We start from the raw sequence: 26,525 nt of genomic DNA, 5'->3' as shown, positions 1-26,525 counted from the left end.
CATGAGCGCAAGCGCACCGGCATCTGCGGACGAATTTCTGAGCGGGCTGAAAGGCCAGCGCGTGCTGGTGACAGCGGGCGCCGGCGGCATCGGTTTTGCCATAGCCGACACGCTGTCGCGGCTCGGCGCGCGCATCGTCGTCTGCGACGTTTCCGACGAGGCGCTAGCCGCCGCTCCCGACAAGATCGACCTGGTCGCGGCGATCAAGGCGGATGTCTCGCGTGACGTGGACGTCGACCGGCTGTTCGAGGCCGTGGAGGAAAAGCTCGGCGGCCTCGACGCGCTGATCAACAATGCCGGCATTGCCGGGCCGACAGGCGGTGTCGACGAGATCGATCCGGCCGACTGGCGGCGCTGCATCGACATCTGCCTGACCGGCCAGTTCCTGTGCGCCCGGCGCGCCGTGCCGCTGATCAAGGCGGCGGGCGGTGGCTCGATCGTGTCGATGTCGTCGGCGGCCGGCCGCCACGGCTATGCGTTCCGCACGCCCTATTCGGCGGCCAAGTTCGGTGTCATCGGTTTCACGCAGAGCCTTGCCAAGGAGCTTGGGCCGCATGGGATCAGGGTCAATGCCATCCTGCCTGGCATCATCGAGGGACCACGTATCGAAGGCGTCATCTCGGCCCGCGCCAAGCAGATCGGCATCAGCCACGAGGAGATGACCGGGCGCTATCTGCAGAACATCTCGCTGCGCCGCATGACCAGCCCCTATGATGTGGCTTCGATGATCGCCTTCCTGCTGTCCGATGCCGGGATCAACATTTCCGGCCAGTCGCTCGGCGTCGACGGCAATGTCGAGACCCTTTGAGGAACCGATCCATGGCCAATGTCGCGATTGTCGGAAGCGGGTTTATCGGCCGGGCCTGGGCGATCAGCTTCGCCCGCGCCGGCCATGATGTGCGGATGTGGGACCAGTCGCCTGCCGCGACAGGCGGTGCCCGCGACTACATTGCCGGCGTGCTCGGCGACCTCGCCTCGAACGACCTGCTGCGCGGTCAATCCGTCGACACCGTGCTCGGCCGCATCGCCATTGTCGCCGAGCTGGCGGAAGCGGTGGCCGATGCAGTCCATGTCCAGGAGAACACGCCCGAAAACCTCGAGGTCAAGCGGGAGGTGTTCTCCCTGATCGACGCCCTTGCCGGCCCGCAAACGGTCATCGCCAGTTCCACCTCGGCACTGTTGCCGTCGAAGTTCACCGATCATCTGCAAGGGCGGCATCGCTGCCTGGTCGTGCATCCGATCAATCCACCCTATCTCATTCCGGCGGCCGAAGTCGTGCCGGCGCCGTGGACGTCCGCTGACACGCTCGAAAGGACCCGCGCCTTCCTCGTCGACGCCGGCCATGCACCGCTGGTGATGAAGCGCGAGCTTGACGGCTTCATCATGAACCGCTTGCAAGGAGCCTTGCTGGAGGAGGCTTTCAGGCTCGTCGCCGACGGCTACGCCAGCGTCGAGGATGTCGATATCGGCATCCGCGACGGGTTGGCGCTGCGCTGGTCGTTCATGGGGCCGTTCGAGACCATTGACCTCAATGCGCCGGGCGGCGTGCGCGACTATGTCGAGCGCTATCAGTCGATCTATTCGAACATCTTCCCGCAGATGCTGCGCCGGGTCGACTGGGCGGGCGAGGTCATGGCGACCGTCGAGGCCGACCGTCGCAAGCGCCTGCCACGGGACAGTCTTGGCGCCCGGCAGGTGTGGCGCGATCGCCGGCTGATGGCGCTGGCGGCGCACAAGAAAAAATCGGATCAGGAGTTCGGAGAATGACCCAAACAAACCGCAAGCCGGGTGCTACCCAAACCAAGGGCAAGGTCATCATCACCTGCGCGGTGACGGGAGCGATCCATACGCCGACCATGTCGCCCTATCTGCCGATCACGCCGGACCAGATCGCCTCCGAGGCGATCGCCGCGGCGGAGGCCGGTGCCGCGATCCTGCATCTGCACGCCCGCGACCCGGAGACCGGCAAGCCCGACCAGACGCCGGAGGCGTTTGCCCGCTTCCTGCCGCGCGTCAAGCAGGGCACCAATGCCGCCATCAACATCACCACCGGCGGCAGCCCCTACATGAAGGTCGAGGAGCGCGTGCGCCCGGCCGCTCAGTTCAAACCGGAGGTTGCCTCGCTCAACATGGGCTCGATCAATTTCGGGCTCTATCACCTCGCCGACAAATACGAGACCTTCAAGTTCGATTGGGAAAAGCCGCATCTGGAGGCGACGCGCGACCTGGTTTTCCGCAACTCGTTCAAGGACATCGAATACATTCTGGCCACCTGCTACGACAACGGCACGCGCTTCGAGTTCGAGTGCTACGACATCGCCCATCTCTACAACCTTTCCCACTTCGCCGATCGCGGGCTGGTGAAGCCGCCTTTCTTCGTGCAGTCGGTGTTCGGGCTGCTCGGCGGCATCGGCACCCATCCAGAAGACGTCGCCCATATGAAACGCACCGCCGACCGGTTGTTCGGTGACCAGTTCCGTTGGTCGGTGCTGGGCGCCGGCGCCAGCCAGCTTCGCATCGCCGCGCAATCGGCAGCGCTTGGCGGCAACATCCGCGTCGGGCTGGAGGACAGCCTGTGGGCGGGCAAGGGTAGGCTGGCGAAGTCGAATGCCGAACAGGTGTTGCTTGCGCGCAAGATCATCGAGGGGCTTGGCATGGAGGTGGCGACGCCCGACGAGGCGCGCGAGATCCTGTCATTGAAAGGCGGCGACAAGGTCGCTTTCTGACGCGGCCTGACCAATCGCTGCACGGCACGAAACAGAGGAGGACGGTATGAAGATCGAAGTCGTGGTGGACGTGAAGACCACACTGGGCGAGGGCCCGCTGTGGGATGTCGAGCAGGAGCGCCTCTACTGGATCGACAGTTTCGACGGGCGGGTGTTCCGCGCGACCGCCGACGGGCGTGAAATCCGCTGCTGGGACGTGCCGATGAAGATCGGCTCGATGGCGCTGCGCAAGGATGGCAGTGGCGCCGTGGTGTCGCTGCAGCGCGGCTTCCATCTGCTCGATTTCGCCACCGGCGACGTGACGCTGATCCACGATCCCGAGCCGGACCGGCCAATGAACCGTCTCAACGACGGCAAGGTCGACCGGCGCGGCCGCTTCTTCGCCGGCTCGATGGACACGATGGAGGAGGGGCCGTCCGGTGGTCTCTACAGGCTCGACCCGGACTTCTCCGTCACCAGGATCGATTCCGGCATCATCTGCTCCAACGGCCCGTGCTGGAGCCCCGACGACCGCACTTTCTATTTCGCCGACACCTGGACCGGCGAGATCTGGGCCTACGACTACGACATCGCCACCGGCGCGGCCACCAACCGACGCACCTTCACCCGCGTCGACACCAGCCGTGGTGGTGCGGCCGACGGCTCGACCGTCGATGCCGAAGGCTATCTGTGGAATGCTCTGGTCTATGACGGAAGGCTGGTGCGTTACGCGCCGGACGGCAGCATCGACCGCGTCATCGACATGCCGGTGAAGAAGATCACCAGCGTCATGTTCGGCGGACCGAAGCTCGACACACTGTACGTCACCTCGATGGCCAAGCCGCCGCTGCCGCGATTTCCCGGCGATGGTGTCTTGCGCGGCAGCCTGTTCGCCATCACCGGTCTCGGTGTGACCGGAATAGCCGAGCCCAGGTTTGCCGGGTAAGAAAGGGGGCGCATTTCCGCCGCCGTATTCTCCTCGGACACCTTGCGACGTCTTGCGTTCTTTCCTGACTGATTGGATGATTGGAGACGTCGTTGCTGCCGAAGCAATCCCGTTCAGCCTCGCAAAGGGCCCAGGGCGTTCAAATCGGTGTTCGCGTGTGAGTGCTAACGACTGTTCGGAATGTAGAACGTCTGCCTGAAATAGGACCGAAATGCTTCCATGGCGGGGGTGAACTGGGCATTGCGCCGCCAGGCCAGGCCGACATCCATTGCCGGGATCGGGTCGCTGGGCACCAGTGTTTCGATGCGCTTGCCTTCCAGCGACCATGGCCGCAAAACCATGTCCGAGAGAATTGCGACGCCCTGTCCGTTGGCGACCATCGAGCGCACCGCCTCGACGGAGGATGTTCGCAGCGTGACCGACGGCTGGTAGGGTGTCTTGCTCCAGTATTTCAGTGAGGTGTGCGCCGCCTCGTCGACGGTCAGCATGATGTAGGGCTCTTGCGAGATTTCCTTCAGGCCCACGGATTCCCGCTGCAGCAGATGATGCTTCGAGGCGACCCAGAGCCGCCGCCGCGAACCCATCAATGTCTCGGTCGTCAGATCCGGATTGAGCACGTTCGAGGTGAGCAGCACGGCGATGTCGTACCGGTTGGACAGAAGACCCTCCTCGATTGCCTCGCGGTTGAGCTCGAAAAGCTGGATGTCGAGCTTCGGGAAATTTCGCTTCAGCTTCTCCAGGTGGTTGGGCAGGAAGTAGCCGATCACCGTATAGGTCGCCGCGACGGTGAGGCTGCCCTCAAGAGTGTTCGCCGGCACATTCAGGCTGGTCGCTTCCTGGACCTTGTTGAGGATGTCATAGGCGTGGAACAGGAACTGGCGCCCGGCGGCGGTCAGTTCCATGCCCTGGGGAGAGCGGACGAACAGGTCGGCGCCGACCTCGCTCTCCAGTTCCTTGATCGCCGTCGTGATCGCCGACTGCGAAATGGCGAGATCGACCGCCGCTTGCGAAATCTGGCCCTGCTCGGCGGTCGAGACGAAATAGCGGATCTGGCGCAGGCTGATTGGCAAAGGACGTAGCTTTCCGTTTATCTGATATCGGAGGCATGCATTTTCTGAAAACACGATACACGCAATTTCTTTGGGCAGCCATTGCCTTTTTGAGTCGCAATGGATGCCAAGGTTTCTGGCGGTATCGCGCGCTTTCTCGTTCAGGCGCATCTCCGATAGGTATCTGAAAATCAGAAAGTCAAATTCTGAGAATAGAATTTTCCAATGTCACGCTCCCGCGTTAACGTTCAAAAAAAACAAGAAGACGGGAACCGCGCTGTCGATCGGCGCATGAATGCAAAGGGAGCAACGTGCCAGTCACGGTTGTCGACATCAATTGCGATATGGGTGAAGCGTTCGGCCAATGGCGGCTGAGCGACACCGACGATGCCAGGCTGATGGAACTGATCAGTTCCGCCAACATCGCCGCCGGTTTCCACGCCGGTGATCCCAATCTGATGGACGCCACCGTACGGCTTGCGACCCAGCACGGCGTCGGCATCGGCGTGCATCCGGGCTATCGGGATCTGCAAGGGTTTGGCCGCCGCAAGATCAACGGCAGCGGCGACGAGATCGTCAACGACATCGTCTATCAGATCGGCGCGCTCAGGGAATTTGCTCGGCGTCATGGCGCCGTCCTGCAGCACGTCAAGCCGCACGGCGCCCTCTACATGGAACTCGCCGCCGACGAGGCGCTGTCACGATCCTTCATCAAGCTGATGCGCACCGTGGCACCCAATGCCTTCGTCTTCTGCATGGGCATGTCGCAGACCTATCGCACCGCGCTCGAAGCCGGCCAACCGGTAATCAGGGAATTCTATGCCGATCGGGACTACGATCGCTCCGGCTCGATCGTGTTCACGCGGCATGTCGGCAAGCTCGATCCGGCAGGCATTGCCGACAAGGTCGTGCGCGCCTGTCTGGAGGGCAAGGTCCGCACCGTCGATGGCGCCGACATCGACATCGATTTCGAGTCGATCTGCTTTCATTCCGACACGCCGGGTTGCCTGGAGATCGCCGCCACCATGCGTTCCGCTTTGGTCGCGAACGGGATCCGGATCGCACCGGTGACGGAAGTGTCCGCCCAACAGACCCATGCCGCAAGGGGATCAAAATGAGCAAAGCCGAAATCAAGTCGCCGCTGCCAGGCATGTTCTACCGCAGGCCATCGCCGGACAGTGCGCCGTTCAAGAACGATGGCGATGCCGTTTCCGCCACCGATGTGATCGGCGTTGTCGAGGTGATGAAGTCTTTCCATGAAGTGACGGCGGGCATCGACGGCAAGGCGATCCGCTTCCTCGTCGACGACGCCGATGCGGTCATGGCCGGCCAGGCGCTTGCCGAGGTCGAGGCATGACCATCGGTTCCGTCCTGATTGCCAATCGAGGCGAGATCGCGGTGCGGATCATCCGCGCGGCGAAGGCCCTGGGGCTGAGGACAGTGCAGGTGTACAGCCACGCCGATGCCGGCTCGCTGGCGGTGCAACTGGCCGACGAGGCGATCGACATCGGGCCGCCGGCGGCGAAGAAATCCTACCTGAACGTCGAGGCGGTGCTCGCGGCGGCCAAGGCGGCCAAGGTCGATGCCATCCATCCGGGCTATGGCTTCCTGTCGGAGAATGCCGACTTCGCCGAAGCCGTGGTTGCAGCGGGAATGAAATTCGTCGGGCCGGACGCCTCGGCCATCAGGCTGCTTGGCGACAAGGTGGCGGCGCGCCAGGTCGCGGCCAAGGCCGGCGTGCCGACCGTGCCCGGCAGCGACGGGCGCGTCTCCGACATCACCGAGGCGGCGGCGATTGTCGCGCGCATCGGCTTGCCCGTGATGATCAAGGCGGCCGCCGGCGGCGGCGGCAGGGGCATCCGCATCGCACACACCTTCGAGGACTTCGAACGTCACTTCCCACAAGCTTCGGCCGAGGCCGCGGCGGCCTTCGGTGATGGCGGCCTCTACATCGAGAAGGTGATCGAGAAGGCGCGTCATGTCGAGGTGCAGATCCTCGGCGACGGCAGGAATTTCGTTCATTGCTACGAGCGCGAATGCTCGCTGCAGCGGCGTCGGCAGAAGGTCTGGGAGGAAGCCCCGGCCGTCGGACTGCCGGCCGATGTGCGCAAGAGCCTGTGCGACAGCGCCGTCGCCCTGGCGCGCTCGGTCGGCTACAGCGGCGCCGGAACGGTCGAATATCTCTACGACGACGCCAGCCGCGACTTCTATTTCATCGAGGTCAACACCCGCATCCAGGTCGAGCATCCGGTGACGGAGATGATCACCGGTCTCGATCTCGTGCAGGAGATGCTGCGCATCGCCGGTGGCCAGCCTCTGTCGGTCAGACAGGAAGACATTTCCATTGCCGGCCACGCCATCGAATGCCGGATCAACGCCGAGGACCCACACAGGGGTTTCATGCCCGGTCCTGGCACCATCGAGACGCTCGTCGTGCCGCAGGGCGAGGGCATCCGCTTCGACACCATGCTGTTTGCCGGCTACACGGTGCCGCCCTTCTACGATTCGCTTTTGGGAAAGCTCATCGTGCATGGCGCCGATCGCGCCGCCTGCCTGGCGAAGCTGCGCACGGCACTTGCCGGTCTCAGGATTACCGGCATCCCGACGACCGTGCCGCTGCATCAGGCGCTCGCCGCCGATGCCGACGTGGCGGCCGGGCGCTTCCATACGCGTTTTCTCGAGGACTGGCTGGAAACGAAATTCGCCGCTTCGCCAGGCGGCGCGAGGGAGGTGGCCTGATGAAGAACCGCTATTCATTCGGTGGCGACGAGCATCTCTTCGTCGAATGCGACGAGAGCATGTCGCTGGAGGCGTTCTTCAAGAGCCTCTCGATGACCAATGCCGTGCGCGACAGTCAGATCAGAGGCGTGACCGAGATCTGCCCGGCGAACGCCTCGTTCCAGATCAAGTTCAATCCCGACATCATCCGGCCCGACGACATGCTGCGCGAGGTGCAGGCCATCGAAAGTGCGGCCAGCAAGACCGATCCGGTGATCGCCACCAGGATCATCGAAATCCCTGTTTTCTACCAGGATCCCTGGACACACGAGACGCTGATGCGTTTCCGCGAGCGGCACCAGGATCCCCAAGCCACCGATCTCGAATACGCCGCCCGCATCAACAACTACGCCACGGTCGACGACTTCATCGCCGCCCATGCCGGCTCTCCGTGGTTCGTGTCGATGGTCGGCTTCGTCGCCGGATTGCCGTTCATGTACCAGATGGTCGACCGGCCGCGGCAGATCCAGGTGCCGAAATACCTCAGGCCGCGCACCGATACACCAAAGCTCACCATCGGCTATGGCGGCTGCTTCTCCTGCATCTATTCCGTGCGCGGCGCCGGCGGCTACCAGATGTTCGGCATCACGCCGATGCCGATCTTCGATCCGGAGCAGAAGACCAGCTACCTCCGTGACTTCATGGTGTTCTTCCGCCCGGGCGACATCGTCAAGTTCAAGCCGATCGGCCGCGAGGAATACGACCATACCGTCGAGGAAGTCGCCGCCGGCCGGTTTGCCCCGGCAATCAGTGACGTCACCTTCGACCTGCGTGAATTCCAGAAGGACATCGACGGCTACAACGCCAGGCTGGAGGGCATGATCAATGGCCGTTAAGGTACTCAATCCGGGGCTTTCGACCACGGTTCAGGATCTTGGCCGTCCCGGCTACTTTCATCTCGGCATCCCGATCGGCGGTGCCATGGACCGGCTGGCGCTGCGAGCCGCCAATCTGATCGTCGGCAATGACGAGGGTGCGGCCGGTCTCGAGGCGGTGTTTATCGGGCCGCAGCTCGAATTCACCCGCGACGCGCTGATCGCGGTGACCGGTGCCGACATGCCGATCAAGCTCGACGGCGAGGAAAAGCCGTCCTGGACCGGGCTGAATGTCAAGGCTGGCCAGGTGCTGAGCTTTGGCTTCCTGCAGACAGGCGCGCGCATCTACATCGCAATCGCCGGCGGCATCGACGTGCCGATCGCGCTCGGCAGCCGCTCGACCTACCCGATCGGCGCGCTGGGCGGCTTCAAGGGCCGCGCCATCGCCAAGGGCGACGAGTTGCCTGTCGGCAACGCCACTTCCGGCAAGGAAGGGCGAAGTGTCCCGGAAGCTTTGCGTCGGCGACCGGGAATGCCGGCCGAACTGCGGGTCCTGCCGGGCCTCTATTGGCATCGCGTCACCGAGCAGTCGCATCAGAACTTCTTCGACGACCAATGGAAGGTGGCGCCCGAGGCAGACCGCATGGGTTATCGCTTCCGCGGCGGCCGGCCGTTGCAATTCGTCGAACGCGACCAGCCGTTCGGGGCAGGGTCGGATCCCTCCAACATCGTCGACAGCTGCTATCCCTACGGTTCGATCCAGGTGCCGGGCGGCACCGAGCCGATCATCCTGCACCGCGACGCCGTCTCGGGTGGCGGCTACTTCATGGTCGGCACCGTGGTCTCGGCCGACATGGACCTGATCGGCCAGCTGCAGCCGAACACACCGACACGTTTCGTCAAGGTCGACATGGACGGCGCGCTGAAGGCCCGCGCCGACCGGGCGGCATTGCTGGGCAGGATCAGGAGCGTTTTCAACTGACATTTGGGTAAGTGCGGCCGAACCGTCCTCGAGGCGGCGGCCGATAACAAGGAAGGGGAATGACATGAAAAATCTCGGAAAAATGATGCTTGTGACGGCGACGACCTTGATTGCCGGCGCCGCCTATGCCGCCGACTGGTATCCATACGACGCGGCCAAGATCGAGCCGCCTTTTGCGGCCGACGGCAAGTCGGTCGATGTCACCTACGTGCCGCTCGACAAGGCGTCGAAACCCTGGAACATCTGCGTTTCCTTTCCGCACATGAAGGACGCCTACTGGCTCGGTGTCGATTACGGCGTGGCGGAGGAGGCCAAGCGGCTCGGCGTCAAGATGAACCTGTTCGAAGCTGGCGGCTATACCGAGCTCGACAAGCAGATTTCGCAGATCGAGGATTGCGTCGCCGCCGGCGCGCAAGCGGTCGTCATCGGAGCGATCTCCGCCGACGGCCTCAACAATCTCGTTTCGGAAATCCACAAGAAGAACATCCCGGTGATCGACGTAATCAACGGCATCTCATCGCCGGACATCTCGGCGAAGTCGCTGGTGTCCTTCTACACGATGGGTTCGGAAGCTGGCGCCTATCTGGCCAAGAAACATCCGGCGGGCAGCGAAGAGGTGGAGGTGGGCTGGTTCCCCGGACCGGCGGGGGCCGGCTGGGTGGGCGCGGCGAACCAGGGCTTCCTCGACGCCGTCAAGGGCTCCGCTGTCAAGGTGCTGGAACCCAAGTTCGGCGACACCGGCAAGGAAGTGCAGCTGAAGCTCGTCGAGGACGCGCTGCAGGCCAATCCGAACATCCGCTACATCGCGGGCACCGCGGTGACGGCGGAAGCCGCGCAGGGCGTCATTCGCGAGCGCGGCCTGCAAGGCAAGGTCGACCTGCTGTCCTTCTACATGACGCCTGGCGTCTATGAGGGCATCAAGCGCGGCTTCATCCTCGCTTCCCCGGCCGACTCGATGGTCATCCAGGGTCGTATTGCCGTGGACCAGGCGGTCCGCATCCTGGAGGGCAAGGACTACATCAAGCACGTCGGTCCGAAAATCTTCGTTGTCGATCCGTCCAATATCAAGGACGTTTCGCCGACGAACATCTTGCCGCCGGATGGCTACAAGCCGGTCTTCAACGTGAACTGATCGCGACAAGCGCTGTCCGGTTCCGCCAGGCAAGGCGGGACCGGATCGACCGGGTTGGCAAATGGACAACGCAAACACCCCACTGGTGGAAATGACCCGGATCTCGAAGGAGTTTCCCGGCGTCAAGGCTCTCGATGGCGTCGATTTCAGGCTCGAGCGTGGAGAGGTCCATGTGCTGTTCGGCGAGAACGGTGCCGGAAAGTCGACGCTCATCTCGATCCTCTCCGGCCTCTACAGGCCGACATCGGGTTCGCTGCGCATCGATGGCGAGGAAGTCGACCTGCGTTCGGTGCATGACGCCGCCAGGCATGGCATCGGCACCGTGTTTCAGGAATTCTCGCTGATCCCGACATTGCGTGTTTTCGAGAACGTCTATCTCGGCCGCGAGCTCAAGCGCGGTCCTTTGACCGACCGGCGCGCCATGGCCGAGGGCGCACGCGCTTTGTTCCAGGACCTGGGCTTCGAGATCGACATCCGACGGCGCGTTTCCACTCTGTCGCGTGCCGAGCAGCAGATGGTGGAGATCGCCAAGGTGTTTCTGGGCAAGGCGAGGGTCCTGATCCTCGACGAGCCGACCGCCTCGCTTACCGAGAAGGAAACGCGCAAGCTTTTCGCCTTCATCGCCAAGGCGAAGGCCGACGGCGTCGGCATCATCTACATTTCACATCGCATCCAGGAATTTCGCGAAATCGCCGACAACATCAGCGTGCTTCGTGACGGCCGTCTGATCGGGACCGTGTCGGCGCGCGACACCTCCGAGAAGACGCTCGTCGAGCTGATGACCGGTCGGGCGATCGATCAGATCTATCCCGAGATCGGCCGCCAGCCGGATGGCAAGACGCTGATGACGCTGCGCGGGATGCACGGCGCCGGCTTTCATGGCGTTGATATCGACGTGCGCGCCGGCGAGGTGCTGGGCGTTGCCGGCCTGGTCGGCAGCGGCAAGTCGCGGATCTGGCGCAGTGTTCTTGGCTTGCAGCCGATCCGGTCAGGCACGGTCACGCTCAAGGGGCGCGACGTGACCCATGCGGCGACGAGGCATATGCTGCGCGGCGGCGTCCACTATTTGCCGCCTGACCGCAAGGGCGAGGGCCTGCAATTGGCGGCGACGGCACGCGAAAACATCAAGCTCAACCTGCTCGGCCGGGCCGAGATCGTGGGGCGCCTCGGAATTGTTGCGCCGCGTCGCGCAAGGGCGCTGGCCGACAAGATCGGCGAGCGCGTCGGCATTGCTTCAGCCCATATGGGCCGCATTGTCTCGAAGCTTTCGGGCGGCAACCAGCAGAAGGTGCTGTTCGGCAAGGGATTTGGCGAGGAGCGGGACATCTACATCTTCGATGAGCCGACGGTCGGCGTCGACATGGGCACCCGCGCCGCGCTCTACCGGTTGATCAAGGAGATCGCCGAGGCCGGCAAGGCGGTGGTGGTGATCTCCTCCGACCTGCCGGAGGTGATGAACCTTGCGCACCGCCTGCTGGTCTTCTCGAAGGGCAGAGTATCGGCCGAACTCACCGGCGCCGAGATCGCGGAGGAAAATGTCCTGAAATATTTCTTTGCGGAGACGGGAATCCAGCCATGACCATTCAGAGCAGCCGAACCGAGGATGCAGGGGCGCCACGAACCCGCGCCACCATTCTGCTGGCGGCCATAAGATTCGTGTTCCTGCGTGTCGGGGTGCTGCCGTTTTTCCTGGTCTTTTCGCTGATCGTCTTCTCACTGATCTCGAACCAGTTCCTGTCGATCCAGAACCTGACCAACGTCGCCAGGCAGTCTGTCTATCTGGTTCTGGTTTCGCTGGGTCAGATGCTGGTCCTCATCACCGGAGGTTTTGATCTCTCGGTTGGCACGGCGATCGCGATGACCTCGGTTGTGTCGGCGATGGCGATGGTCGCGCTGGCGCCGGTCATGCCAGACATGATCTGGCTGGCGATCCTGCTTGGCGCCGGTGCGGGATTGGGCGCCGCGCTGCTGATCGGATGCCTGAACGGGCTCGGTATCGCCCAGTTCGACGTCTCGCCATTCATCATGACCCTTGGCGTGCAGTCGGTCGGTGCGGGCATCGCGCTGTTCCTTACCGGCGGCGTTCCGATATCCGGACTGCCCTACGATTTCGGCAATTTCTTCGGCTTCGGGCGGGTGCTCGGCATTCCCGTGCCGGTGATGATCGCCTTGCTGGCGATCGTTGGCATCTGGCTCTTGATGAACCGAACGAAACTGGGTTCTCACATCTACGCGGTCGGCGGCAATGTCAGGGCGGCCAACCTCTCGGGCGTCAACACCAAGCGGGTGCTGTTCCTGGCCTATGTCCTGTGCGCGATGCTGGCTTCTCTGGCAGGTCTTCTGCTCACGGCCCGGGTCGAGTCCGGCGAAACCAATCTTGGCGGCACGATCGCGCTGGAATCGATCGCCGCCTGTGTCATCGGCGGGGTTTCCCTGCGCGGAGGGCTGGGCCGTGTGGAGAATGTCGTTCTCGGCGCCTTCTTCATCGTGCTGCTGCAGAACGGCATGAACATCGCCCAGATCGGCTCGTACATGCAGATGGTGCTGCTCGGCTCGCTGCTGGTTCTCGCCGTCATCCTCGACCAATTCCGCTACCGCATGCTGGTTGGCGACCGCTGACGGCAATCACTCAACACCGAAAGGAAAGACCATGATTTCCTCAACCTATCCCACGCTTGCAGAACAGGCCTTCTCCGGCCGCACGACAGCGCTCAGGAATGGTGTTCTGGCCATCGCCGGATCGCTGGCCCTGTGGCTGTCAGCCAAACTGCAGGTTCCGTTCTACCCGGTGCCGATGACCATGCAGACCTTTGTCGTCCTGTCGATCGGGACAAGTTTCGGATGGCGGCTGGGCGCTGCCACAGTCGCTCTCTATCTCATCGAAGGCGCGCTCGGGCTTCCGGTTTTCGCCGGAACACCTGAGAAAGGCATCGGTCTCGCCTACATGGTCGGTCCGACCGGCGGCTACCTCCTCGGCTATCTGCCCGCCGCGGCACTTTGCGGCCTCCTCGCCAGCCACGGCTGGGATCGCAGGATCGTCACGACGGCGCTTTCCATGCTTTTGGGAACGGTCGTCATCTATGCCTTCGGACTTTCCTGGCTGGGCACCGTCGTTGGGTGGGACAAGCCGATCCTGGCCTGGGGTCTCACGCCCTTCGTCCTCGGCGATCTGCTCAAGCTGGCGCTTGCCACCGCGGTCCTGCCGCTGGCCTGGAAATTTGTTGGCCGGACGCGCGACGGCGATCGCTGAAAGCGGAATTGCCAAGGTTGCGCAGCGATCCTCAGATCCATCCGGCAGGAGGGACCCAATAGCGTGCCCGGACAGAATGGAGAGCGCTTCCATGCAGCGACGTCGCTGGCCGATGCGATAGCCGCTCTTGCCGATCGCGGGTCGGCTGGAGCAGCTCTTGCCGGCGCGACCTGGATCATGCGGGCTCCGCTCAGGCACGAGCGGCGGGAGCTGTCCTATGTGGCGATTTGCAAGATCGACGAGTTGCGGCGGCTGGATATTCTCGATCGCGAGATCAGCATAGGTGCCTGCGTTACCCATGCCGAACTGGCAAGCTCGCTTGGATCGCTGCCCGAATGCCGCGCGCTGGCACAGGCCGCCGTCAACGCCGCAAATCCCGCAGTCCGCAACGTTGCCACGATCGGCGGAAATCTCTGCGCTTCGGCCTTTGCCGCGGCTGATCTGGTGCCCGCCCTGCTATGCCTCGATGCCGAGCTCGAAATAGAAGGTGCGAAAGGGTCCGAACGGATGACGGTGAAGCGTTTCCTGGAGGTGAGGACAGGCATTGGACCCGACCGTCTCGTCCGCCGTGTGATCGTTCCGCGCACGGCTCGGCGCTCGGCGCATATAAGGCTCCCGCTGCGCAAGGCGGGAGATTACCCCGTGGCAATCGTGAGCCTGGCGGCGACCTTGAACCCGACCGGCGTCGTCGAAAGCGCCAGGGTGGCGGTCGGCTCGGTCGAACCCGTTGCGCGCCGCTGGGAGCAGCTCGAAACAAGCCTTGTCGGCCATAGCCTCGATCCACACCGCGCGACCGAACAAGCCGAACGGTTTTGCGGAGATTTTTTGGGCCGCGAAGGCGTCGAGGCGCCAGGCTGGTACCGGGTGAAAGTGCTTCCCAGCCTCGTGCGCCGCGCCGTGCTCGCCCTTCAAGAGCAGTCCTAAAGCTCGTACCCGGAAGAGATCAAGCCGATGTCCTTGCGTCTCGTTGTCAATGGTGAAGACCGAGTTTCGCGCGCCGAACCGCTCACGCCGCTTGTCGACGTGCTGAAGGACGAGTTCCATCTGACCGGAGCGAAAGTCGCATGCCGCGAGGGCTTCTGCGGGGCCTGCACCGTCCATCTCGACGGACAGCCGGTCGTGTCCTGCCTGGTGCCGCTCGGCATGGCCGAGGGACGAGAGGTCTACACGGTCGAATCGCTTGCGACGGCGGGCGAGCTATCGCCTCTGCAGCGGATCATGGAAGAGCACGATGTCGTCCAGTGCGGCATGTGCTTTCCCGGTATCCTGATGGTCCTCACGAGCTTCTTCCAGGAGCATCCGCGGGCCGAGAGGGATGAAATCAAGGCGGCGCTTGTCGGCAATATCTGCCGGTGTACCGGCTATGAGCGCCTGGTCGATGCGGCCGTGGCGTTGGCGAAGCGGAGCTGAGCAATGGCAACGGCCGACCCGTCAAACGTCACGATGAACCTGCGACGGCGCGACGCACGCGACAAGCTGCTCGGCCGCACGCGCTACACCGTCGACCGTATGCTGCCGCGCATGCTTCACGCGGCGATCTTGCGATCGGAGGTCGCGTCGGCCCGCATCCTGAAGATCGACATCACGCGCGCCCGTCAAATGCCGGGCGTGCGCGCCATAGCGCTTGCCGAAGACGCCCCGGGAATGCACGGTATCGGCATCGCCGATCATCCGCTCTTCGCCTCGGGCGTCATCCGCTTTCATGGCGAGCAGATCGCCGCGGTGGCCGCCGACACTTACGAGCAAGCCCGGGCGGCGGCACGCGCGATCGAAGTCGAACTTGAACCCCTTCCCATCGTGCTCACCATGGCGGATGCGCTGGCGCCTGGCGCTCGCTTGGTTCACCCTGACTGGAAGAACTACGAACTTCTGTTCGAAGGCGGCGCTCGTGGCGGCAACGTTGCCTGGGAAGCGGCGGTGGTCCGGGGCGATACCGAGGCAGCATTCGCCCGCGATGACGTCGTGGTCGTGGAGAGCTGCTTTCGGGTCGGCCGGCAGAACCATGTCTCGCTCGAACCCCGGGCCGTCGTCGCCTCCTACGAAGACGGCCGCTACCATATCGAGACGTCGACACAGGTCCCATGGACGGTTCGCAACATGACGGCGAAGCTGCTTGGTGTTCCTGCCTCTCAGGTGCATGTCACGGTGCCGCCCGTGGGCGGGGGGTTCGGTCAGAAATTCGACTGCACGCTGGAGCCTTATGCCGCGATCCTGGCGCGCAAATCCGGGCAGCCAGTGCGCCTCGTCTATTCGAGGCAGGAGGAGATGCTGACCTGCCTCTGCCGCGAAAACGCCGAAATCAAGATCCGATCCGCGGTGACCCAAAGCGGCGACATCGCTGGACGCGAAGCCGTCGTGCTGATGGACTGCGGCGCCTATGGCGGCGAGCAGATATTCCTCACGACGATGACGGCGCACACACTCGGCGGCAACTACAGGCTTGGCTCGGTCAAGCTGGCGAGCCGTGCCGTCTACACCAACACTCCCCCCAACGGGGCCTTTCGTGCCTGCAACGGTGTCTACAACACATTCGCACTGGAGCGGCATACGGACGAGATCTGCCAGGCCATTGGGATGGATCCGCTCGAATTCAGGCGGCGGAACGTCCTGGGCGACGGAGACCTTGGCGCAACGGGACAGGTCTTCGAAGGCGACGTGCTCGGCCCGATGCTTGATCGGATGGCAAGGCTGCGGGAAGCGTCTCCCAGCAAGGAGCCTTTGGCGGGCGGGCGCCTGTACGGCCGGGCCACCGTGGTGGGCACCTGGTTCATCTTCGTCGGCCCCTCGACGGCCACCATCAACCTGAATGCCGACGGCAGCGCGACGCTCATCACCGCCGGGGTCGAGCTAGGCCAGGGCACGATGGTGCAGGCGTTGCCGCAGATCGTCGCCTATGAGCTCGGAATTCACCCGAATGACGTGATCGTTCGCAATGCCGATACGGATGCAGCCGGTTTCGATCTCGGCGTCGGCGGAGGCCGCACGACCGTTTCCGTCGGCGCGGCGAGCCTCGCCGCTGCCGCGGACGTGCGCAACAAGATCCTGCACACGGCGAGTGAGCTGCTGCAGACCCAGCCGGAACGGCTGGTCTTGCGCAATGGACGGGTTGAGATCGCCGGCATCGAGGGATCGGGTATGACCATTGCCAAGGCCGTGCAGCACGCGCACCGGTTGACGGGTCCAGTGGTCGGCAGCGGCTCGTTCACCAATCCCGGCGTGCCGGCGATGCCCGGCTGCGCGGCGGGCCATTTCATCGACGCAATCGATATTCCCGTCTTCAATGTCCATGATTGCGAGGTCGCCGTGGACCCCGACACCGGCCATGTCGAAATCCTGAGCTACAAGGTGGTGCAGGATGTCGGCCGGGCGCTCAACCCGCGCGCCATCCACGGGCAGATCCAGGGCGGGGTCACGCAGGGGCTCGGCTACGCGCTGCATGAAGAGCACACCATCGGCGAGGACGGGTGCATCCGACAGGGCAGCCTCGAGACCTATCGCGTCCCACTCGCGTTGGATACCGTGCCTGTCGAGATCGACCTCTACGAAGGCGCGCCTTCCATCGGCCCGCTCGGCGCCAAGGGCGCGGGCGAGGTGCCCATTCTCAATCCCCCGGCAGCCGTCGCCTGCGCCGTCGCCAATGCAACAGGGTGCCGTGTCCAGCAAATGCCGCTCACGCCGCCGCGTGTGCTGGGGCTGCTGCTGGGCAAGGAACCTGCCGTCGAACTGACTCACATCGCCGACAACTGGTGGGACAATGTGCTGATGAGGCCCAGGCCCATTGATCGATGAGGGATCCTTCCCGTGATCCCGGCGCGCAAATGACCGTCCGTCGGGGGCTGCGTCGAGCGAGCGGTTGTCGCGCAAGCACCGGCGGCAACTACATTTCCGTCACGAACTTGGTCCGCAGGTAGGCGTCGAGGCCTTCGATGCCGCTCTCCGAGCCATAGCCGGATTCGTTGACGCCGCCGAAGGGCGTTTCGGGCGTCGAGACCATCATGTGGTTGACGCCGACCATACCGGCTTCCAGCGCCGCTTCGGTCTTTTGGGCAAGGCTGAGGTTGCGGGTGAACACAAACGAGGCCAGCCCGTAAGGCAGCGAGTTTGCCCGCTCGATCATGTCGTCGAAGGTTGAGAACGGGGTCGTCGGGGCGATCGGCCCGAATGGCTCCTCGGACATGATGCGCGCCGTGTCTGGCACGTCCTTCAGCAATGTCGGGGCATAGAAATAGCCCTTGTTGCCGATACGCTTGCCGCCGGTGACGACGGCCGCGCCCTTCGCCGTTGCGTCGCTGACGAAAGCGTCCATGGCATCCAGCCGTCGTGGCGCGATCATTGGACCCATCTGCACGTTTGTGTCGAGGCCGCCGCCAATCCTGAGCTTTTCGGCGCGGGTGGCGAAGCCGTCGATGAAGCGGTCATAGACAGCCTCATGCACGTAGAAACGGGTCGGCGAGGTACACACCTGGCCGGCATTGCGAAACTTGAATGCGACGACCGTATCGAGCGTCCTTTCGAGATCGGCGTCCTCATAGACGATGACGGGGGCGTGGCCGCCGAGCTCCATGGTGCAGCGCTTCAACGTGTCCGCCGCCTGCTTCTGCAGCAGCTTTCCAACCGCGGTCGAGCCGGTCAGCGAGACTTTCTTCGGGATCTGCGAGGCGATCAGATAGGACGAGACGTTGGCCGGTTCGCCGAAGACGATGTTGAGTACGCCCGCCGGCAGTCCTGCGTCCTGGAAGCAGCGGGCGATGGCCACGGCGGTTCCGGGCGTTTCCTCCGCCGGCTTCAGGATGATCGAGCAGCCGGCGCCAAGCGCGCCGGAAATTTTGCGGATGACATTGCTGGCCGGAAAGTTCCAGGCGGCGAAAGCGACGACCGGTCCGACCGGCTCCTTGAAGACCATCTGCCGTACGCCGGGCAGCCGGGCAGGGACGATGCGCCCGTAAGCGCGCTTGCCTTCTTCCGCGTACCAGCGGGTCGCATCGGCGGCGAACTGCACCTCGCCGGTGGCCTCGGCCAGCGCCTTGCCATTCTCCATCGTCAGGATGCGGGCGATGGTCTCCTTGCGCTGTTCGATCACGTCGGCGGCCTTGTCCATGATCGCCCAGCGCTGCATCGCGGTCATCGCCTTCCACAGCTTGAAGCCCTTGGCCGAGGCCGCAAGAGCGCGGTCGAGATCGGCCTCCGTGGCGTGCGGCACGGATGCCAGCACCTCTTCGGTGGCGGGATTGATCAACGGTTCGGACTTGCCGTCCGATCCCTGGCACCACGCACCGTCAATCAGCAGCTCGATCGTCTCTGGATACATGTCCTGGCCCCTTTCAGCCCGGCGGTCCGCGGAAGGCCGCCGGCAGATTGCACGTCAAAAGAAATTACCGCGATGGCTTGACCTGTACATTGTATACAGTATGGTGTCGACATGATTTTAGCACGCTTTCAGAAATTGTCGGTCGCCATCCCCGAGAATCTCGCCGAGATGCTGGAGGAAGAGATCATCTTCGGCCGCATCAAATCCCGGGAGCGACTGACCGAGGAAATGGTCGCCGAACGATACGGCGTCAGCCGGTCGCCGGTGCGTGAGGCGTTGCGGCTGCTCGAGCGCGATGGCCTGGTGATGCGCGAGGCCCGGCGCGGCATCTGGGTTTCACCGATGTCGCAGCGCGACTTCGATGAGGTCTATATGTGCCGCATCGAGCTGGAAGGACTGGTCGCCAAGCAGGCCGCCGAATCCAACGACATCGAGAAGAAGGCCGAGTTCAAGATCCTGCTGTCCGAGCTGAAGGAGGCGCAGTCCAGGAACGACGCCCGGCAGTTCTTCATCGTCGACGTGCGCGGATCCTTTCTGACCTACGATCTTGCCGGCAACAAGACGCTGACGCGCCTGCTTGGCGGGCTCGAAAAGCAGGCCTTGCGGTATCGCTACCACGCCTACGAGAAGGATCCGAAGATCATCCAGCTCTCCCTGGATGACACGGCCCGCATTTACGACGCGATCACCGAGGGCGATGGCGAAAGCGCCAAGGCGATGACCGAAAACCTCATTCGGGAAATCTGGCAGAGCATGCGGGCCGGCATTCGCGACGCCTTCGGAGAGGGCTAGTTCGTGACTACCATTTCGTCAGCGTTCAGCGTCATTGATTCTCATACGGCCGGTCATCCCACGCGAGTCATCCTGAGCGGTGTCCCGCAGCTTGCCGGTTCGAGCGTGCGGGACAAGCGCGACCATTTCCGTCAGCGCTTTGATCATCTCCGTCCGGCATTGCTTCATGAGCCGCGAGGTCATGCCGCCATGGTCGGCCTGGTGCCCGTCGCCTCCGACGTCGCCGACTATGGTGCGTTCTTCATCTCGTCCTATGTCTATCTCGACATGTGCGGTCACGGCACGATCGGCTTTGCCAGGACGCTGGCCTTCACCGGGCAGATCAGCGCTGAAACCGGTGACAGCTTCACGCTGGAAACGCCGGCCGGTATCGTAACGGTTCATCTGATCTGGAATGAACACGGCTCGCTCGATCGCGTGCGGATAGCCAATGTCCCAAGCTATGTCGGGCTCGAGCATCTGAGCGTTGTCGTCGAAGAGCTTGGCGCGGTCGATGCGGCAATCGTCTACGCCGGCATGTGGTATGCGCTGGTCGACGCCGCACCGCTCGGACTCGAGCTTGTTCCGGACAGCGCATCGACGCTGATGCGGGCGGGCGCCAGGATCAAGGACGCAATCAAGGCGGCAACGCAGGACATGCCGCTGTTTGCCGGCGCCGCCGCGCCGAGCGTTCTTTTCTACGATGCCGACAGCGAGAATTCGGCAACGCATTTCCTTGTTCTGGAATCGAACAAGTTCGACCGCTCGCCTTGCGGCACCGGGACCTCGGCGCGGCTGACTTTTCTGCTGGAGAAGGGGCTCATTGGCCCCGACCAGACCTACCATGCCAGGAACATACTCGGCATTCCGTTCGAGGCGCGCCTGCAGCAGCGCGTCCGGGCCGAAGGCCGGGACGCGATGATTGTCGAGATCGAAGGCGCCGCCTTCATCACCTCGACCCAGACCATCTTCTTCGAGAAAGGCGATCCTCTCTCGCAGGGATTTTTATGCCGCTAACCAACCAATAATTCAGAAAGGGGAATGAAATGAAACTCACAGTCATTCGTACGTTCATGGCCGCCTTGACCATCGGCCTGGGCCTGCTCTCGGCACCCATCGCCGCTTCGGCCGACGACAATCCATCCGCCGTCATCGAACAGATCCGTGCCAGCGGCGTGCTGAAAGTGCCGGTCATGACCGGCGAGGAGCCGGGCTACATCAAGGACCCGGCCACCGGCCAGTGGAGCGGCTTCTACTACGAATTCCTCGGCGAGATCGCGACCCAGCTCGGTGTCAAGCTCGAGCCTGTCGAGACGACCTGGGGCAACCTGGCCGCCGACTTCCAGTCCAACAAGATCGACATCGCCATCGGCGTCAATCCGAACCCGAAGCGCGGTCTCGTCGTCGACTATCTGTGGGAGCCGCTGTTCACCGACGCCTGGGCCGTGCTGACGCCTCCCGGCAAGCCGGTCAAGACCTGGGCCGAACTCAACTCGCCCGACAAGACCGTCGTCGTCCAGAAGGGCAGCACCATGCAGGTCGTCGCCGAAGCCTTGCTGCCGAAGGCGAAAATCACCCCGGTGGAGGATCGCGGCCTGGCGCTGATGGAACTCCAGGCTGGCCGCGCCGATGGCGTCGTCTTCTCCATTTTCGACGCTTTGCAGATCACCAACCAGAAGATCGGCAATGTGTCGCTTCCCGAGCCGATCTTGCGCAATCCGGCAACGCTTGCCGTGGCGCGCAAGCCCGGCAATGCCGGCTTCATCAACTTCCTGACCAACTGGATCCTGCAGGAGCGTTCGCTCGGCCTCGCCCAGGGCAAGCTTGCCCGCTCATGGGAAGCCCGTGGCATCGATCTGTCGATCCTTCCGGCAGGCTTCAGCTTCTGATCGCAAACAGCCTGACCGCCGCACAGCGCGGCGGTCAGGCCACCACTGGACGTGCATCGAACCAGTGAGGACGCCATGTTCGACTATACAGTCATAACCAACAACATCGGGCTGCTCTGGCAGGGCCTCCTGATGACGCTCTACTTCACCGTGATCACGATCGGCGCGGGCATGCTGATCGGCCTTTTCATCGGGCTCATCCAGCTGAGCAGGTTCCGTCCGCTGGTCATCCTCGGCCAGATCTACGTGGAGTTCTTCCGCAACATTCCGCTGCTCGTCACGCTGTTGTGGGTCTACTACGCCTTCCCGATCTTCGCCGGCATCAATGTCACCAAATTCTGGGCCGGCTTCATCGGGCTCAGCTGCTACGTCGGCTCCTTCTACGCCGAAATCCTGCGCGCCGGCGTCCAGTCGGTCGATCCCGGCCAGACGGATGCGGCGACCGCCATCGGCATGTCCTATGGCCAGCGCATGCGCCGGATTATCCTGCCGCAGGCCTTTCGAAAGATGATCCCGCCGCTCGCCGGTCAGTCGATCATCCAGATGAAGAACACGACGCTGCTGTCGATGATAACGGTCCCCGACCTTCTTTATCAGGCCAGCTACATCAGCAGTTTCACCTATCGGCCGATGGAGGTTTACACCGCCGTTGGCGTCATCTTCCTGATTATCCTGGTTCCGCTGACGCTGCTGTCCCGGAAACTCGAAAAGAGCGGGGCCAGCGTAAAATGAGCATCACCCAATCGAATGCCCCCGCGCCGGAGAAGAGCGACAAGCCGGTGCTGCGGCTGGATCGCATCTGCCTGAAGTTTGGCGACAAGCGGGTGCTGAACGGCATCGACCTCTCGGTCGTCGAAGGCGAGGTGGTCGTGCTGATCGGCGCCAGCGGATCGGGCAAGACATCGCTGCTGCGCTGCATCAACCTGCTCAACACTCCGACCAGCGGCAGCATCGTCATCGGCGACGAGGTTCTGTTCCAGAAGGAAGCTGACGGCAAGGGCGGGTCCCAGATTCCCAACCAGGAAGTCAACCGGATACGCTCGAAGACCGGCATGGTGTTCCAGCAGTTCAACCTCTTCCCGCACATGACGGCGCTCGAGAACGTCATGGAAGGCCCGGTCATCGTCAAGAAAGAGCCGAAGGAGCAGGCGCGTCAAACGGCGCTGAAGCTTCTCGATATCATGGGGCTGGCACAGCATGTGGAGAAATATCCGCGCCAGCTTTCCGGCGGCCAGCAGCAGCGGGTCGCGATCGCCAGGGCCATGGCCATGCAGCCCAAGGTGATGCTGTTCGACGAGCCGACCTCGGCGCTCGATCCCGAACTGGTCGGCGAAGTGATGAAGGCGATGGTCGAACTGGCCAAGAGCGGCATGACCATGGTGATCGTCACCCACGAACTGGGCTTTGCCTTCGAGGTCGCCGATCGGGTCGTATTTCTCGATCAGGGACTGGTTGCCGAGGAAGGGCCACCGTCCAAGGTGCTGCTGCATCCCGAACATCCGCGTCTGAAGAGTTTTGTCGGACGCTTCCACGAATCGGCGGATCTGCTTCGCCCGTTCCTCGAGGCGCGTGAGGCCGAGAAGGCGTGCTGAAGGCACGCCGCTTCACGCGCAACAGTCAAGTGGCCGTCGTCGGCAACGGGACCGCACCAATCCATGCGGACCCTTCGAGTTGGCCGCAGAAGGAAAGATATCAATGACGCTGAGTTTCGATCCCGCCACGGTTTCCATTCCCAAGGGCCATCACATCGGGGGGCAGTATGTTGAGCTGCCGGGCACGGAGATCGAGGTTCTCAGGCCTTCCGATCTCCAGCACATGGGCATGATCGCCGATGGCGGCGAAGCCGCGGTGCAGCAGTCGGTCGATGCCGCGAAAAAGGCGCTGGCGCAAAGCCGCTGGGCGAAGATCGCGCCGCGCGATCGCGCCGCCGTGCTGTTGCGCTTCGCGGCATTGATCGAACAGAACGCCACCTACCTCGGACAGCTGGAGGCGATGGGGTCGAGCCGGCTGATTTCGATGACGATTGCCCGCGACGCGGTGCGCACCGCCGGCGTCGTGCGCTACTACGCCGAGTTCTGCGACAAGATCGAAGGCACGGTCACCTCGACCGAGGCGAATGCGCTCAGCATCGTCAAGCATGAGCCTTACGGCGTCGTCGGCGCGATCGTTCCCTGGAACTTCCCGATGATCACGGCGGCCTGGAAATTCGCCCCGGCGCTGGCCGCCGGCAATGCGGTGGTGATGAAGACGTCGGAACTGACCCCGCACAGCCTTCTCGCCTTGGCTGAGCTTGCCGCCAAGGCCGGCATTCCCGCCGGCCTGTTCAATGTCGTCAACGGCTATGGCCACACGACCGGGGCGGCGATCGTGCGCCATCCCGATATCCTGAAGATCTCGTTCACCGGCTCGACACAGACGGGTGCCGCGATCATGACGCTGGCGGCTCAGTCCGGCATCAAGCCCGTCACCCTCGAGCTCGGTGGCAAGAGCCCGCAACTGGTGCTCGCCGATGCCGGCGATATCGACGTGGTGGCCGGCCGGGTCGCGGCGGCGTTCATGGACAATGCCGGCCAGGTCTGCACGGCGGGCTCGCGGCTGATCGTCGAGGACAGGATTGCGGACGAACTCGTCGAGCGCGTCATCGCCCGGACAAAGGCGATCAAGGCGGGACCGACTTGGGACGAGACGACGACCTTCGCACCGATCATCAGCCGCAAGCAGCTCGAGCGCATCGATACGATGGTCCGCGCCAGCGTCAATGAGGGCGCCTCGGTGGTCACCGGCGCGACGGTGCTCGAAGGCCGCAACGAGGGCAGCTTCTATGCGCCGACGATCCTGGAAAACGTCTCGGACGACAATATCGGTTTCAAGGAAGAGTTCTTTGGTCCGGTGCTGACCGTGCGCACCTTCGCCGATCTCGAGGAAGGCCTCGCCCAGGCGGCGCACCCGGTCTACGGGCTTGCCGCCAGTGTCCACACCACGGACCTGAAGAAGGCGCTCAAGGCAGCGGATTCGATCGAGGCCGGCATGGTCTGGATCAACCAGCACGGGCGCGGCCCGGAGTTCACCTATCCGGCCGGTGGCTACAAGGGGTCCGGCTTCGGCAAGGACATGGGCCGTGCCGGTATCGAGGCGTTCCTGCGCCAAAAGGCCATCTGGGCCAACTACGCCTGAAGCGAGCGCACGCCTATGCAATTCGACTACATCATCGTCGGTGGCGGCTCGGCCGGAGCCGTGCTTGCCAGCCGTCTTTCGGAAAACGGCACCAGGCAGGTCGCGCTTTTCGAGGCCGGGCCCGACACGCCTCCGGACGATGTCCCGGAGGTGATCGCGGACAGCTACCCCGGCCTTTCCTATTTCGACCCGAAATACCACTGGACGGAGCTGCGCGTCTTCAACCGCTCGCCGAAGCAGAACGCGCAAGTGGTCAAGACCGCCAAGCTCGAGCAAGCCAAGGTGATGGGCGGCGGCTCCAGCATCAACGGCCAGTTCGCGGTGCGCGGCCTGCCGCACGACTATGACGAATGGGAGGGCCTAGGCCTCACCGGATGGGGATGGGACGGCATGCTGCCCTATCTCAAGAAGCTCGAGCGCGACCTCGACTTCGATGGCGATCTCCACAACAAGACCGGCCGGATTCCCATCCGCCGGGTCTTTCCGCAGGACTGGGCCGGCTTCACCAAGTCGGTCCTCAAGGCGACGGAAGGCGAGTACCCCTATCGGCCGGACTACAATGGCAGCTTCGAGGACGGCTCGTTCCCGCTGCCCTTGTCGAACGAGAACGACCGCCGCGTGTCGACGGCCATCGGCTATCTCGACAGCGAGGCGCGCGCCCGCAAGAACCTGCACATCTTCGCCAATGCCTTCGTCGAGAGACTGGTGACCAAGGGGACGCGCATTACCGGCGTCGAGGTCACCATCGATGGCCAGACGAAGACCTACAGCGCCGGCGAGACAATCGTATCAGCCGGCGCCCTGCATTCGCCGGCGATCCTGCTGCGCGCCGGCATCGGTCCGGCGGCGCAACTGAAGCGGCTGGGCATCGAGGTCATTGCCGATCGCCCCGGCGTCGGCGAGAACCTGACCGATCATCCACATCTGGCGGTCGGCGCGCATTTCAAGAAATCGGCGCGTCTGAAACCCGGCCAGCGGCGCCATATCTTTCTCGGCGTCAGATACTCCTCGAATTATGCCGACTGCCATCTGGGCGACATGCTCTTGATGCCCGTCAACCGCGCCGGCTGGCATCCGCTCGGCAAGGCGATGGGTGCGCTCAATGTCTGCGTCAACAAATCCTATTCGCGCGGAACCGTCACCTTGAAGACAGCGGCCCAGACCGACGAACCGATCGTCGATCTGAATCTCGCCTCCGACGGCCGCGACCTCATGCGCCTGGTCGACGGCTTCAAGCGCATCTGCCGGATCATGGACACGCCTGACGTCCAGCAGCATGTGAACACCTGGTTCCTGGCCGGCTACAGCGACGAAGCCCGCGCGCTCAGCGTCCGCAAGCCGTGGAACTGGGTCAAGACGGCATCCGCCGCCTACCTCTTCGACTATGCGCCGCTGTTTCGCGAAACCTTGCTCAGGCGCAAGTTCGGCACCACCGACCGCATCCGCACGATGCTCGGCAACGAAGATCTGATCGCCGATTGGGCCAAGCAATCCGTCTGGTCCGGCTGGCATGTCTCCGGCACCTGCAAGATGGGCAGTGACAACGATCCGCTGGCGGTGCTCGACGCCGAGTGCCGGGTGCGCGGCGTTGAGGGGCTGCGGGTCGTCGACGCCTCGATCATGCCGACGATCATTGCCGCCAACACCAACATCACGACGATCGCCATCGCTGAAAAAGCGGCGGACCTGATTTTGCATTCCCGATAATCGAAAAGGACATCAAGGC

Annotated in this window: 25 protein-coding genes; 23 read left to right on the top strand and 2 right to left on the bottom strand. The window is 63.4% G+C overall.

Annotation, left to right across the window (positions count from 1 at the left end):
- Position 1: 1 nt before the first annotated feature.
- Genes NR193_RS06565 through NR193_RS06550 form a run of 4 tightly spaced genes read left to right on the top strand, consistent with a single transcriptional unit; the run spans position 2 to position 3,651 of the window.
- Positions 2-808, top strand: coding sequence for an SDR family oxidoreductase (locus tag NR193_RS06565; protein WP_256750061.1), 807 nt, complete (start codon positions 2-4; stop codon positions 806-808).
- A gap of 11 nt (positions 809-819) precedes the next feature.
- Complete coding sequence (locus NR193_RS06560; RefSeq protein ID WP_256750060.1) at positions 820-1,767, top strand: 3-hydroxyacyl-CoA dehydrogenase; 948 nt, start codon at positions 820-822, stop codon at positions 1,765-1,767.
- Entirely contained in the window at positions 1,764-2,726 is a 963-nt protein-coding gene (locus NR193_RS06555) for a 3-keto-5-aminohexanoate cleavage protein (RefSeq protein ID WP_256750059.1), read from the top strand. Before NR193_RS06560 ends, NR193_RS06555 begins: the two co-directional genes overlap by 4 nt.
- Before the next feature lie 46 nt (positions 2,727-2,772).
- Positions 2,773-3,651, top strand: a complete 879-nt coding sequence (locus NR193_RS06550) for an SMP-30/gluconolactonase/LRE family protein (protein WP_256750058.1) — start codon at positions 2,773-2,775, stop codon at positions 3,649-3,651.
- Positions 3,652-3,815: 164 nt separating this feature from the next.
- On the opposite strand, the gene NR193_RS06545 is transcribed toward NR193_RS06550, so the two are convergent.
- Positions 3,816-4,721, bottom strand: coding sequence for a LysR family transcriptional regulator (locus tag NR193_RS06545; RefSeq protein ID WP_256750057.1), 906 nt, complete (start codon positions 4,719-4,721; stop codon positions 3,816-3,818).
- A gap of 290 nt (positions 4,722-5,011) precedes the next feature.
- Here NR193_RS06545 and NR193_RS06540 point away from each other — a divergent pair, with 290 nt between their 5' ends.
- The 12 genes from NR193_RS06540 (at position 5,012) to NR193_RS06485 (ending at position 17,446) form a co-directional block, all read left to right on the top strand.
- Entirely contained in the window at positions 5,012-5,818 is an 807-nt protein-coding gene (locus tag NR193_RS06540; RefSeq protein ID WP_256750056.1) for a 5-oxoprolinase subunit PxpA, read from the top strand.
- Positions 5,815-6,057 carry an acetyl-CoA carboxylase gene (locus tag NR193_RS06535; protein WP_256750055.1) on the top strand — a complete coding sequence of 81 codons (243 nt, stop codon included), beginning with the start codon at positions 5,815-5,817 and terminating at the stop codon, positions 6,055-6,057. Before NR193_RS06540 ends, NR193_RS06535 begins: the two co-directional genes overlap by 4 nt.
- On the top strand, positions 6,054-7,439 hold the full coding sequence (locus NR193_RS06530) for an acetyl-CoA carboxylase biotin carboxylase subunit (protein WP_256750054.1): 1,386 nt from the start codon (positions 6,054-6,056) through the stop codon (positions 7,437-7,439). The genes NR193_RS06535 and NR193_RS06530 overlap by 4 nt, the downstream gene beginning before the upstream one ends.
- Positions 7,439-8,314: an allophanate hydrolase subunit 1 gene (locus NR193_RS06525; RefSeq protein ID WP_256750053.1), complete on the top strand. Its 876-nt coding sequence runs from the start codon at positions 7,439-7,441 to the stop codon at positions 8,312-8,314. The genes NR193_RS06530 and NR193_RS06525 overlap by 1 nt, the downstream gene beginning before the upstream one ends.
- Positions 8,304-9,275 carry a biotin-dependent carboxyltransferase family protein gene (locus tag NR193_RS06520; protein WP_256750052.1) on the top strand — a complete coding sequence of 324 codons (972 nt, stop codon included), beginning with the start codon at positions 8,304-8,306 and terminating at the stop codon, positions 9,273-9,275. The genes NR193_RS06525 and NR193_RS06520 overlap by 11 nt, the downstream gene beginning before the upstream one ends.
- Before the next feature lie 64 nt (positions 9,276-9,339).
- The gene (torT, locus tag NR193_RS06515) at positions 9,340-10,407 is read left to right on the top strand and encodes a TMAO reductase system periplasmic protein TorT (RefSeq protein WP_256750051.1); all 1,068 of its coding nucleotides are present in this window, start codon (positions 9,340-9,342) and stop codon (positions 10,405-10,407) included.
- Between the two features lie 61 nt (positions 10,408-10,468).
- Positions 10,469-11,986, top strand: coding sequence for a sugar ABC transporter ATP-binding protein (locus NR193_RS06510; protein ID WP_256750050.1), 1,518 nt, complete (start codon positions 10,469-10,471; stop codon positions 11,984-11,986).
- Complete coding sequence (locus tag NR193_RS06505) at positions 11,983-13,026, top strand: ABC transporter permease (protein WP_256750049.1); 1,044 nt, start codon at positions 11,983-11,985, stop codon at positions 13,024-13,026. Before NR193_RS06510 ends, NR193_RS06505 begins: the two co-directional genes overlap by 4 nt.
- A gap of 31 nt (positions 13,027-13,057) precedes the next feature.
- Positions 13,058-13,657, top strand: a complete 600-nt coding sequence (locus tag NR193_RS06500) for a biotin transporter BioY (protein WP_256750048.1) — start codon at positions 13,058-13,060, stop codon at positions 13,655-13,657.
- Between the two features lie 63 nt (positions 13,658-13,720).
- The gene (locus NR193_RS33555; RefSeq protein ID WP_256750047.1) at positions 13,721-14,581 is read left to right on the top strand and encodes a xanthine dehydrogenase family protein subunit M; all 861 of its coding nucleotides are present in this window, start codon (positions 13,721-13,723) and stop codon (positions 14,579-14,581) included.
- Between the two features lie 27 nt (positions 14,582-14,608).
- A complete protein-coding gene (locus tag NR193_RS06490) occupies positions 14,609-15,067 on the top strand; it encodes a (2Fe-2S)-binding protein (protein ID WP_256750046.1) in 459 nt (152 codons plus the stop codon).
- Between the two features lie 3 nt (positions 15,068-15,070).
- The gene (locus NR193_RS06485) at positions 15,071-17,446 is read left to right on the top strand and encodes a xanthine dehydrogenase family protein molybdopterin-binding subunit (RefSeq protein ID WP_256750045.1); all 2,376 of its coding nucleotides are present in this window, start codon (positions 15,071-15,073) and stop codon (positions 17,444-17,446) included.
- 88 nt (positions 17,447-17,534) lie between these two features.
- Here NR193_RS06485 and NR193_RS06480 read toward each other — a convergent pair whose 3' ends face one another.
- Positions 17,535-18,965: an NAD-dependent succinate-semialdehyde dehydrogenase gene (locus NR193_RS06480; RefSeq protein ID WP_256750044.1), complete on the bottom strand. Its 1,431-nt coding sequence runs from the start codon at positions 18,963-18,965 to the stop codon at positions 17,535-17,537.
- A gap of 111 nt (positions 18,966-19,076) precedes the next feature.
- On the opposite strand from NR193_RS06480, the gene NR193_RS06475 reads away from it, so the two are divergent.
- The 7 genes from NR193_RS06475 to NR193_RS06445 all read left to right on the top strand — a co-directional run bounded on the left by NR193_RS06475 (position 19,077) and on the right by NR193_RS06445 (position 26,506).
- Positions 19,077-19,757 (top strand): GntR family transcriptional regulator, encoded by a 681-nt coding sequence (locus NR193_RS06475; RefSeq protein WP_256750043.1) that lies wholly within the window; start codon positions 19,077-19,079, stop codon positions 19,755-19,757.
- Between the two features lie 3 nt (positions 19,758-19,760).
- The gene (locus tag NR193_RS06470) at positions 19,761-20,753 is read left to right on the top strand and encodes a proline racemase family protein (protein WP_256750042.1); all 993 of its coding nucleotides are present in this window, start codon (positions 19,761-19,763) and stop codon (positions 20,751-20,753) included.
- A 29-nt stretch (positions 20,754-20,782) separates the two neighbouring features.
- Positions 20,783-21,625, top strand: coding sequence for a transporter substrate-binding domain-containing protein (locus tag NR193_RS06465; RefSeq protein WP_256750041.1), 843 nt, complete (start codon positions 20,783-20,785; stop codon positions 21,623-21,625).
- Positions 21,626-21,700: 75 nt separating this feature from the next.
- Positions 21,701-22,357 (top strand): amino acid ABC transporter permease, encoded by a 657-nt coding sequence (locus NR193_RS06460; RefSeq protein WP_256750040.1) that lies wholly within the window; start codon positions 21,701-21,703, stop codon positions 22,355-22,357.
- Positions 22,354-23,217, top strand: a complete 864-nt coding sequence (locus NR193_RS06455; RefSeq protein ID WP_306279966.1) for an amino acid ABC transporter ATP-binding protein — start codon at positions 22,354-22,356, stop codon at positions 23,215-23,217. The genes NR193_RS06460 and NR193_RS06455 overlap by 4 nt, the downstream gene beginning before the upstream one ends.
- A gap of 103 nt (positions 23,218-23,320) precedes the next feature.
- Positions 23,321-24,799: an aldehyde dehydrogenase gene (locus tag NR193_RS06450; protein ID WP_256750039.1), complete on the top strand. Its 1,479-nt coding sequence runs from the start codon at positions 23,321-23,323 to the stop codon at positions 24,797-24,799.
- A gap of 15 nt (positions 24,800-24,814) precedes the next feature.
- A complete protein-coding gene (locus NR193_RS06445) occupies positions 24,815-26,506 on the top strand; it encodes a GMC family oxidoreductase (RefSeq protein WP_256750038.1) in 1,692 nt (563 codons plus the stop codon).
- The last annotated feature ends 19 nt before the right edge of the window (positions 26,507-26,525 follow it).

The sequence above is a fragment of the Mesorhizobium sp. Mes31 genome (assembly GCF_024519675.1).
Lineage (GTDB): Bacteria > Pseudomonadota > Alphaproteobacteria > Rhizobiales > Rhizobiaceae > Mesorhizobium.
This window is presented reverse-complemented; position numbering and strand designations above follow the sequence as displayed.

What these genes read in the sequence shown, in the direction of transcription:
- NR193_RS06565 (WP_256750061.1), top strand. Translation starts at nt 2, where the DNA reads ATGAGCGCAAGCGCACCGGCATCTGCGGACGAATTTCTGAGCGGGCTG.
- NR193_RS06560 (WP_256750060.1), top strand. Translation starts at nt 820, where the DNA reads ATGGCCAATGTCGCGATTGTCGGAAGCGGGTTTATCGGCCGGGCCTGG.
- NR193_RS06555 (WP_256750059.1), top strand. Translation starts at nt 1,764, where the DNA reads ATGACCCAAACAAACCGCAAGCCGGGTGCTACCCAAACCAAGGGCAAG.
- NR193_RS06550 (WP_256750058.1), top strand. Translation starts at nt 2,773, where the DNA reads ATGAAGATCGAAGTCGTGGTGGACGTGAAGACCACACTGGGCGAGGGC.
- NR193_RS06535 (WP_256750055.1), top strand. Translation starts at nt 5,815, where the DNA reads ATGAGCAAAGCCGAAATCAAGTCGCCGCTGCCAGGCATGTTCTACCGC.
- NR193_RS06530 (WP_256750054.1), top strand. Translation starts at nt 6,054, where the DNA reads ATGACCATCGGTTCCGTCCTGATTGCCAATCGAGGCGAGATCGCGGTG.
- NR193_RS06525 (WP_256750053.1), top strand. Translation starts at nt 7,439, where the DNA reads ATGAAGAACCGCTATTCATTCGGTGGCGACGAGCATCTCTTCGTCGAA.
- NR193_RS06520 (WP_256750052.1), top strand. Translation starts at nt 8,304, where the DNA reads ATGGCCGTTAAGGTACTCAATCCGGGGCTTTCGACCACGGTTCAGGAT.
- torT (WP_256750051.1), top strand. Translation starts at nt 9,340, where the DNA reads ATGAAAAATCTCGGAAAAATGATGCTTGTGACGGCGACGACCTTGATT.
- NR193_RS06510 (WP_256750050.1), top strand. Translation starts at nt 10,469, where the DNA reads ATGGACAACGCAAACACCCCACTGGTGGAAATGACCCGGATCTCGAAG.
- NR193_RS06505 (WP_256750049.1), top strand. Translation starts at nt 11,983, where the DNA reads ATGACCATTCAGAGCAGCCGAACCGAGGATGCAGGGGCGCCACGAACC.
- NR193_RS06500 (WP_256750048.1), top strand. Translation starts at nt 13,058, where the DNA reads ATGATTTCCTCAACCTATCCCACGCTTGCAGAACAGGCCTTCTCCGGC.
- NR193_RS06490 (WP_256750046.1), top strand. Translation starts at nt 14,609, where the DNA reads ATGTCCTTGCGTCTCGTTGTCAATGGTGAAGACCGAGTTTCGCGCGCC.
- NR193_RS06485 (WP_256750045.1), top strand. Translation starts at nt 15,071, where the DNA reads ATGGCAACGGCCGACCCGTCAAACGTCACGATGAACCTGCGACGGCGC.
- NR193_RS06480 (WP_256750044.1), bottom strand. Translation starts at nt 18,965, where the DNA reads ATGTATCCAGAGACGATCGAGCTGCTGATTGACGGTGCGTGGTGCCAG.
- NR193_RS06475 (WP_256750043.1), top strand. Translation starts at nt 19,077, where the DNA reads ATGATTTTAGCACGCTTTCAGAAATTGTCGGTCGCCATCCCCGAGAAT.
- NR193_RS06465 (WP_256750041.1), top strand. Translation starts at nt 20,783, where the DNA reads ATGAAACTCACAGTCATTCGTACGTTCATGGCCGCCTTGACCATCGGC.
- NR193_RS06460 (WP_256750040.1), top strand. Translation starts at nt 21,701, where the DNA reads ATGTTCGACTATACAGTCATAACCAACAACATCGGGCTGCTCTGGCAG.
- NR193_RS06455 (WP_306279966.1), top strand. Translation starts at nt 22,354, where the DNA reads ATGAGCATCACCCAATCGAATGCCCCCGCGCCGGAGAAGAGCGACAAG.
- NR193_RS06450 (WP_256750039.1), top strand. Translation starts at nt 23,321, where the DNA reads ATGACGCTGAGTTTCGATCCCGCCACGGTTTCCATTCCCAAGGGCCAT.
- NR193_RS06445 (WP_256750038.1), top strand. Translation starts at nt 24,815, where the DNA reads ATGCAATTCGACTACATCATCGTCGGTGGCGGCTCGGCCGGAGCCGTG.